This is a genomic window from Methanosaeta sp. UBA458, from assembly GCF_002496085.1.
Classification (GTDB): Archaea; Halobacteriota; Methanosarcinia; order Methanotrichales; family Methanotrichaceae; genus Methanothrix; species Methanothrix soehngenii.
Genome location: NZ_DAIK01000122.1, coordinates 1 through 6,486, shown reverse-complemented (window position 1 = coordinate 6,486; position 6,486 = coordinate 1). Strand labels below are relative to the sequence as shown.

Genomic DNA, 6,486 nt, shown 5'->3' with positions numbered 1-6,486 from the left:
GTCACGTGTGAGCCCCTGCCTGGGCTCATGGGCGTTTGAGACCGACTTGTTGAGTCTGACGACGTTCAATGATATAAATATTACTTATTATTACCAAATTTGAAATCTATGCAGAACAACTGCTAGGTACTCTTGTCTTCGCAGATGGAAAGATAGCGCTATCCTCGATTGACGGGGCAGAATAAAAGCAGCCAAAAAACCCAAGCCAGATACCCTTTTTCGGGTTATTGGCATGTATGAAGGTCCTCCTGATCTGATCGCACAACGGCTTTGCCTGCCGATGGGACAATCTTCAATGAAGTCAGAATTGATATAGCAGCTCAGGGCGATAACATCGATCTATCTGTCCTCCATGAGATCATTACATGAACAGTATCATCCTCCAGTATCACCAGCTCCCCATCCCTCCGTCCCCGTCTCTCCAAATACTCCCTGATCGCTCTGTCATGCTCCTGAGTATTCAGCCCCAGGGCCCTTCGCAGCTCTGAGATCCCCTCCTCCAGGCTCTCGTAGATCCTCGGAAAGGCAGTCCCCTGCAGCACCTGCACATCCGCATAGATCCCGAGACTGTAGAGCAAGTTGTATAGGACATCGCTCATGGGGTGGCAGACGTGCTCCCGACCGAAGATCCGGGGATACAGGTCCACTCTGATCCTCTCCCAGGAGGGCACGCCTGCAAACCAGTAGAGAATGACCTGCCTTTTGGCCAGCCGGTCCATCTTGAGCAGGGCCTCTCGCATATCCAGAAAGGAAAGGGAGTAGGAGGCGATGACAAGGTCGTGCTCGCCCACCTCTTCTGGTGATAGATCCTCCCACCTCTTTGGCAGAATCCGGATGTTGGAGATCCCCTCCTCAGCGATGTGCATCTCAAGCCGTTTCACCATAGCTGAGGAGGGCTCAACGGCTGTAACCTGCCTCACTCTGCGGGCTAAAGGCAGGGCCCAAGGTTCCAGGACCTGCACCTATATCCAGGACCGACCAGGATGGCTCTACCTCAAGGGCTGCTGCCCTTCTCTCGCCGTCTTGCCTTGCTATCTCAGACAAATCGTACCGCTCTGCAGCTTCCACCTTATCGTAGCCGTTCTCAAGGCTTCCCTGGCGGGAAGCGAGCAGGGTGAGCTTCCAGATGCAGTTCCAGTCGATAATTGAATGCATCTATCTGTCCTCATAGTCCTCACTTCCTTCAAGAAGCCTCTTGATTGCTTTGGTATTGCTCCAAACTTCGATGATCTCAGCCTGTTTTATCCATAAGGTGATAGACGAGTTCCGTGCTCTTGGTCCATCCGCGCTTGACTGCTGCAATGAAGACGGTGTTATCTATGAGATACCTTGAACCTCTGACGGGCAAGTTGGTTGCTCTCCTCCTCAATCTCCCTTTCAAGCTGATCAAGATCGATGGACTTGGCTTTCTCTATCGCATCCTCAAGCAGAACTCGCAGGTTGATCTTCTTGAGGATAATCGTATCCTCTCCAAGCTCCTCTGCTACGAATTCATCCCCCTCTTCTAGCTTCATCCTGTGACGGAGATTGCTTGGAAGCTGTACCCTTCCCCGATCATCTACTTTTGCGAGCGGCATATTATTACCCATTTAACCCATTTATGCCATAAATAAATATGCCTTCAATCCTGCAAAGTTCAAGGGGTCGTTCGCCAGGGCTGCTGCCCTTCATCGCCGTCCAGCCTCATGGACTCCGATCGGTCGTAATGCCCGGCAGCCTCCTCTTTCACGCGGTCGTTCTCAGGATGTCCCTCGCGAGATGCCAGGAGGAAAAGCTTCCATACGGTTCCGAGTCGATTATCGGCGCCTTGATCGGCCAGCATGAGCAATCCTTATCTACTTCAATGCCCATTCAATGTGCATAAGGTGATGAGCTGTGAATGTTAATCTTGGGGCTCCGTACGAGGTTGCTATAAAAAGCATCATCGAGAAAGGCTATGCTGGAAACCGGACGGAGGTTATACGTCAGGCCATAATGGCATATAAACGGATTATTGAAGAAGAAGAGCTGATGCTGGTACATAGAGGGGTCATGACGGAGATGGGCGAACTGGAAGCTGGAAAGGCCGAGACCCATTCCTTTGAAGAGATAAAAAAGATCCTTGAGCCAGAAGGTCCTTTTTCTGAACCGCTTGGATAAGATGATGGTGGTGCCTCCTCGCAAACGAATGAAGCACGGGACCCCTTGCCATGTAGTAAAGGTGACCAAACAGGCGAAGATCGTCTGCGAGATCAGAGGAGAGAAGATCTATGTGCTTCACTGCTTCGGGAGCCATAAGGGGTATGAGCGATGGTACAGATCATACAAATAGGTCAATCTCCATATATCATTACTGGATCCGGGATTCTTTTTGTGTGGTGCAACCAGCTTTAAGCAGCCGAATCTGGGTGGAGCGAAAGGAAGAGGTGCGCCCTGGCGATGGCAGACCTGCCAGGGCATAACAACAGTTAGTTATTGGTAAAGGAGGCCTGTAACTGGCTGCTGTAGCTCTTCAATAAAAGTTAATATTACGTATTAATAAACCTTTCCGTTATTGTAATATATAAGTCGGATATAGTCTAAATCCTTTTCGAGCGGTGTTTTCTGCGAACAAATCAAGCTGCTTCAGGTTATGAGCTGAGATATACCACTACCAGTATCTGAGAAGCAAGGATCGTATGGCTCGGTAATATTAATTAGACAAAAAGACATACATATTCATAATACCATAGTTAATATGGCGAAGGGCCTCTTTACTTGATCATCGGGGAGAAGTCAAGCCTCTCCCAGCCCTTCGCCCTCCTTCACGTGACAATGGGATGGCGGCTTTCCTTCTCGGCCATTATCCCATTGGCACCTTGGACTGTCTAGAAGAGGCTAAAATGAGGGTAAGGAATTGGTATAAGAGCGACGGATGGGGCGCGTTCAGAGAATTTTGCATTGAGAACAGGTACGACCTGATCTCAGCAAAGCAGATCGATGAGCCTGAGCCAGTCAAAGGAGCACTTTACGACTATCGTTTCTGGCCCATATCAACAGCAGGTGTCTTTATTCTCTTGGCATATACGGTAATTCATCCTGCATTCTACCCTTGGGACGAGCTGGAGAGTCTGCATTATATGGGCCCATCTACAATGTGGCCCTCAAGCTATCTATGGCCGGACCGAGCCAAACCCGGATTAATAGAGCAGAATTAATGTGATACAACACTAACCTATTTATTATAAAGGCGAAGAGGATGAGCTACCAGATCTAGTTCCGAACGGTCATCGAATGCATCAATTGGCCCTCGACTTTTGCCGCTTTGGCTCGGCTGCAGATTGCTCGCATATCTATAGGATACTTTCCCTATATATCTAATTGAGATCTACGTCCCAGAGATTCTCCGGATACCAACCATTTAACCTTATAATTAGCCTCGATTGCGCACATGCAGACGGGCTAGGATCCAGTAAGCTAGAAAAGACGCTGCCCTGCCAGCGCTAGATCTGGGAGAGGCCATTTTCTTCTATCATTCTTTGTCTCCTCCGCATCCCGGACAGAGTTATATAAATACCTGATTCGTACAAGAATTGAATATCTATAGGATCCAAGTAGGAGGGCGAAGAGAATATGATAGGTCAGAGATTGCTCATTTGTTTGCTGTTTATGGCTGCACTTTTTCCGGCGGCAGCAGGTGACGAGACAAGTCCACCGGAAGTGTCATCTCCGGGAGGCTGGATGGAAGACATAAATCCCGCAGACTATGCGCTGCTGGCAGCGGACTTAAAAGATCCCTTCAAGTTTGAAGGAGAGATCAACGCCCAGGCCAGCAGCACTGGTTTTGCGATCACCACCAGTAAAGGGCTGGAGAGACAGAACGACTCCTTTCTAGAGCTGACGCAAGAGGTTAGCATCGAGGGCATGCCAGAGGATTGCAGGGGCTTTCTGTCGCTTTACGTTGCGGTCTTCGATAGCTCAGAGAAGGCTGAAGCATTCTGCCAGGAGCATTTCCAGGACTTCGGCTTCACTGAGGACTTCTCCGGCTACACTCCCGGCTACAACGGCCTGGGAGATCCGCGGTTAGAAGGAAAGGGAGCATCGAGCACAGGAGGCCATATCGTCCAGTTCGAGAACATGGTGGCCAGGATCTATGAGCTGGGTTGTATTAACGAGATTCCGAAAGGAAGCGTGGACGCCTTCGCCAGGCTGTGGCTGGACAAAGTCAGCAAGATCAAATCTCCTGAGAAACCAGATCTGCACCTGGACCCGGATCACATCTACCTTTCATATCATAAGGATAACAATCTCCTGCAAACGGAAATCTCTGCAGACAGCCAGGCAGTGGCAGTAGAAGTCGAGAACATGGGGACAGTTGAGGCCAAAGACGTGCGTGTTCAGCTATACCTGAAAAAGGGCGAAGATCTACAGCCCATAGGCCAGCCGGCTTATGTGGGAGACATCCCCGCCGGGTCCACCAAGTCAGGAACCGCATTCTGGGACCTGGAAGGGAAAAACGCTGAAGGAGCTATTCTGCAGGCCCAGGCCTTCATGCTGAACGAAAAAGATGCTATTGAAGAGGACAACAACGCCTCGATTACAGTCAACATCTACTATGCCTATAACGGCAACAGAGCTTACAGCTGGATCGATGATACCTATAGGTTCGACAATTACGGCTTCGAGGGCAGGGAGACTGAAGAGATGGTAGAAGGGCTCTTGGCCACAGTAGTAGGAAACATGCAGGCAGATGGGAATTTCCTTTCGGCCATGCAGAGGCTGCTCTTTCCCTCGACCTTCATGAGGTTCTGGAACTATTCAATAGAGAGCATGGATGTGGGCGCTGGAGGGCACTGCTACGGTATGGCCGCCACCTCGGCCCTGTATTTCACGGACAGGGGATCCAGCCCTCTATCAAAACCCACCTCGCAGATGAGCCTGGAGGAGGCATCCACCAACATTGCCATCTATCACCGGGCGCAGATGCTGCCCCTATGGACGGCTATGATCAGCGACTTCCGGTTCTTCCAGAGGGATCAGTCGCCGGCCAAGTGTCATCAGGCGGTGAAAGACGCCCTCAAGGACTCGCGTGAGCCAGTGATAATCGAGTTCTTCGGCCGGATAGGCAACAAAACTGCCGGTCACGCCGTCTTGGCCTACAAGCTGATCGAGGTACAGGGGCGCGAGCCGGTGATCTACGTCTATGACCCCAACTTCCCAGTGTCCAAGGCCAAGCCGCCCCGGTCCATGCCGCAAATAACCCTGGAAATCTCCAATAACAACTGGAAAAATCCAGCTTACATGGGCTACATGTGGGCTTATGCCAGCGCCATCTCCGCCCATCCGGTCTTCAGGCAGATTCCGCTGGAGGATGTGAATGCTCTGGTTCCTTCCCTTAAGAAGAGCCTTTACGAAATGGCAGAGGTTCTGAGGAAGGCTAACGCCATCATGGCGGTGCTGAGATGTCCTGCGGACGCGGTCTTCACGGATGTTCAGGGCAGGCAAACGGGCATTGTTGACGGCCAGATCATAAACGAGATTCCCGGCGCAGAGGTGCTGGCCGATGGCGATGTGGAGATCTACATGCTCCCGGCAGAAGGCAGTTATTCTCTCTTTATCGACGCTACCGATCAGGGCATGGTGGATCTGGATGTGATCAGGACCGAGGATGAATCAGCGGGCATCACCTCCTTCCAGGACATGGCTGTTCAGACCGGAGCGCAGATGACCGGCACAATTCAGGCCGGAGGAGAGATCGCAAACCTGCAGTCCGGCTCGGAATCGATACCGCCAAGCCTGGACACAACTGTTGACCTGAGCGGCTTTGCTGGCGAGGCCCTAGATAAGGATCCGGCCGAGGGCTCCACCTCAGACAGTGAGGTCGAGGCCCAGGAAGAGCTGATAATGGAGATCAATACCCTGGGAGGAGTCGGCAACGCTCCCACCAGTCCGGTGCAGTTCACCCTGGACCGTCCCTACACGATCACCAGGATTCGCACCTATCACTGGAACTACGGCTCCGGCCAGACTCCGGGAACAATAGCCATTCAGGATGCTTCCGGCAATCAATACGGGCCGTGGGCGGCCACCGGAGAGCTGGGAATGGGAGGAGTTCAGGATGCCTATTGGGTGGTAGAGCCCGGAGCGGTACTGCCGTCCGGCGTCTATACTCTGGTTGACTCCGATCCCGATACCTGGTCGCAGAACAGCGAGACGGGCGGCAGGGGAGTCGCTCATATCTGGGGGATTCCCAGCCAGAGTGAGGAGGGGACCGTCCAGTCCTGCGACTGGAGCGGCACCTGGAACACAGATTGGGGGACGATGCAGCTTCAGCAGTCCGGCGATAAGGTGACCGGGAACTACACCCACGATCAGGGGCGAATAGACGGGACGGCATTCGGAAGCCAGCTGGTTGGCACCTGGTCCGAGGCTCCCTCATACAGCCCGCCGGATGATGGCGGAGATCTGGAAATCGTGATGTCGGAGGACTGTCAATCCTTCTCCGGCAGCTGGAGGTACGGATCGGAG

6 protein-coding genes and 1 pseudogene are annotated in these 6,486 nt (G+C 52.2%); 3 read left to right on the top strand and 4 right to left on the bottom strand.

Annotated elements, in window-relative coordinates:
* Nucleotides 1-320: 320 nt before the first annotated feature.
* The 4 genes from BP822_RS08830 to BP822_RS08815 all read right to left on the bottom strand — a co-directional run bounded on the left by BP822_RS08830 (nucleotide 321) and on the right by BP822_RS08815 (nucleotide 1,822).
* Entirely contained in the window at nucleotides 321-884 is a 564-nt protein-coding gene (locus tag BP822_RS08830) for a hypothetical protein (RefSeq protein WP_286878152.1), read from the bottom strand.
* A 13-nt stretch (nucleotides 885-897) separates the two neighbouring features.
* A complete protein-coding gene (locus tag BP822_RS08825; RefSeq protein WP_286878151.1) occupies nucleotides 898-1,155 on the bottom strand; it encodes a hypothetical protein in 258 nt (85 codons plus the stop codon).
* Between the two features lie 158 nt (nucleotides 1,156-1,313).
* On the bottom strand, nucleotides 1,314-1,514 hold the full coding sequence (locus BP822_RS08820) for an AbrB family transcriptional regulator (protein ID WP_286878150.1): 201 nt from the start codon (nucleotides 1,512-1,514) through the stop codon (nucleotides 1,314-1,316).
* A gap of 122 nt (nucleotides 1,515-1,636) precedes the next feature.
* Complete coding sequence (locus tag BP822_RS08815) at nucleotides 1,637-1,822, bottom strand: hypothetical protein (RefSeq protein WP_286878149.1); 186 nt, start codon at nucleotides 1,820-1,822, stop codon at nucleotides 1,637-1,639.
* Between the two features lie 53 nt (nucleotides 1,823-1,875).
* Here BP822_RS08815 and BP822_RS08810 point away from each other — a divergent pair, with 53 nt between their 5' ends.
* From BP822_RS08810 to BP822_RS08800, 3 genes and pseudogenes are all read left to right on the top strand, one after another.
* Nucleotides 1,876-2,139, top strand: coding sequence for a hypothetical protein (locus BP822_RS08810; protein ID WP_286878148.1), 264 nt, complete (start codon nucleotides 1,876-1,878; stop codon nucleotides 2,137-2,139).
* A 722-nt stretch (nucleotides 2,140-2,861) separates the two neighbouring features.
* Nucleotides 2,862-3,176, top strand: a complete 315-nt coding sequence (locus BP822_RS08805; RefSeq protein ID WP_013720669.1) for a hypothetical protein — start codon at nucleotides 2,862-2,864, stop codon at nucleotides 3,174-3,176.
* A gap of 523 nt (nucleotides 3,177-3,699) precedes the next feature.
* Nucleotides 3,700-6,486: pseudogene (locus BP822_RS08800) on the top strand (hypothetical protein); the annotation flags it as partial.

Coding starts and splice junctions, on each gene's coding strand:
- BP822_RS08830 (WP_286878152.1), bottom strand. CDS start 884: ATGGTGAAACGGCTTGAGATGCACATCGCTGAGGAGGGGATCTCCAAC.
- BP822_RS08825 (WP_286878151.1), bottom strand. CDS start 1,155: ATGCATTCAATTATCGACTGGAACTGCATCTGGAAGCTCACCCTGCTC.
- BP822_RS08820 (WP_286878150.1), bottom strand. CDS start 1,514: ATGAAGCTAGAAGAGGGGGATGAATTCGTAGCAGAGGAGCTTGGAGAG.
- BP822_RS08815 (WP_286878149.1), bottom strand. CDS start 1,822: ATGCTGGCCGATCAAGGCGCCGATAATCGACTCGGAACCGTATGGAAG.
- BP822_RS08805 (WP_013720669.1), top strand. CDS start 2,862: ATGAGGGTAAGGAATTGGTATAAGAGCGACGGATGGGGCGCGTTCAGA.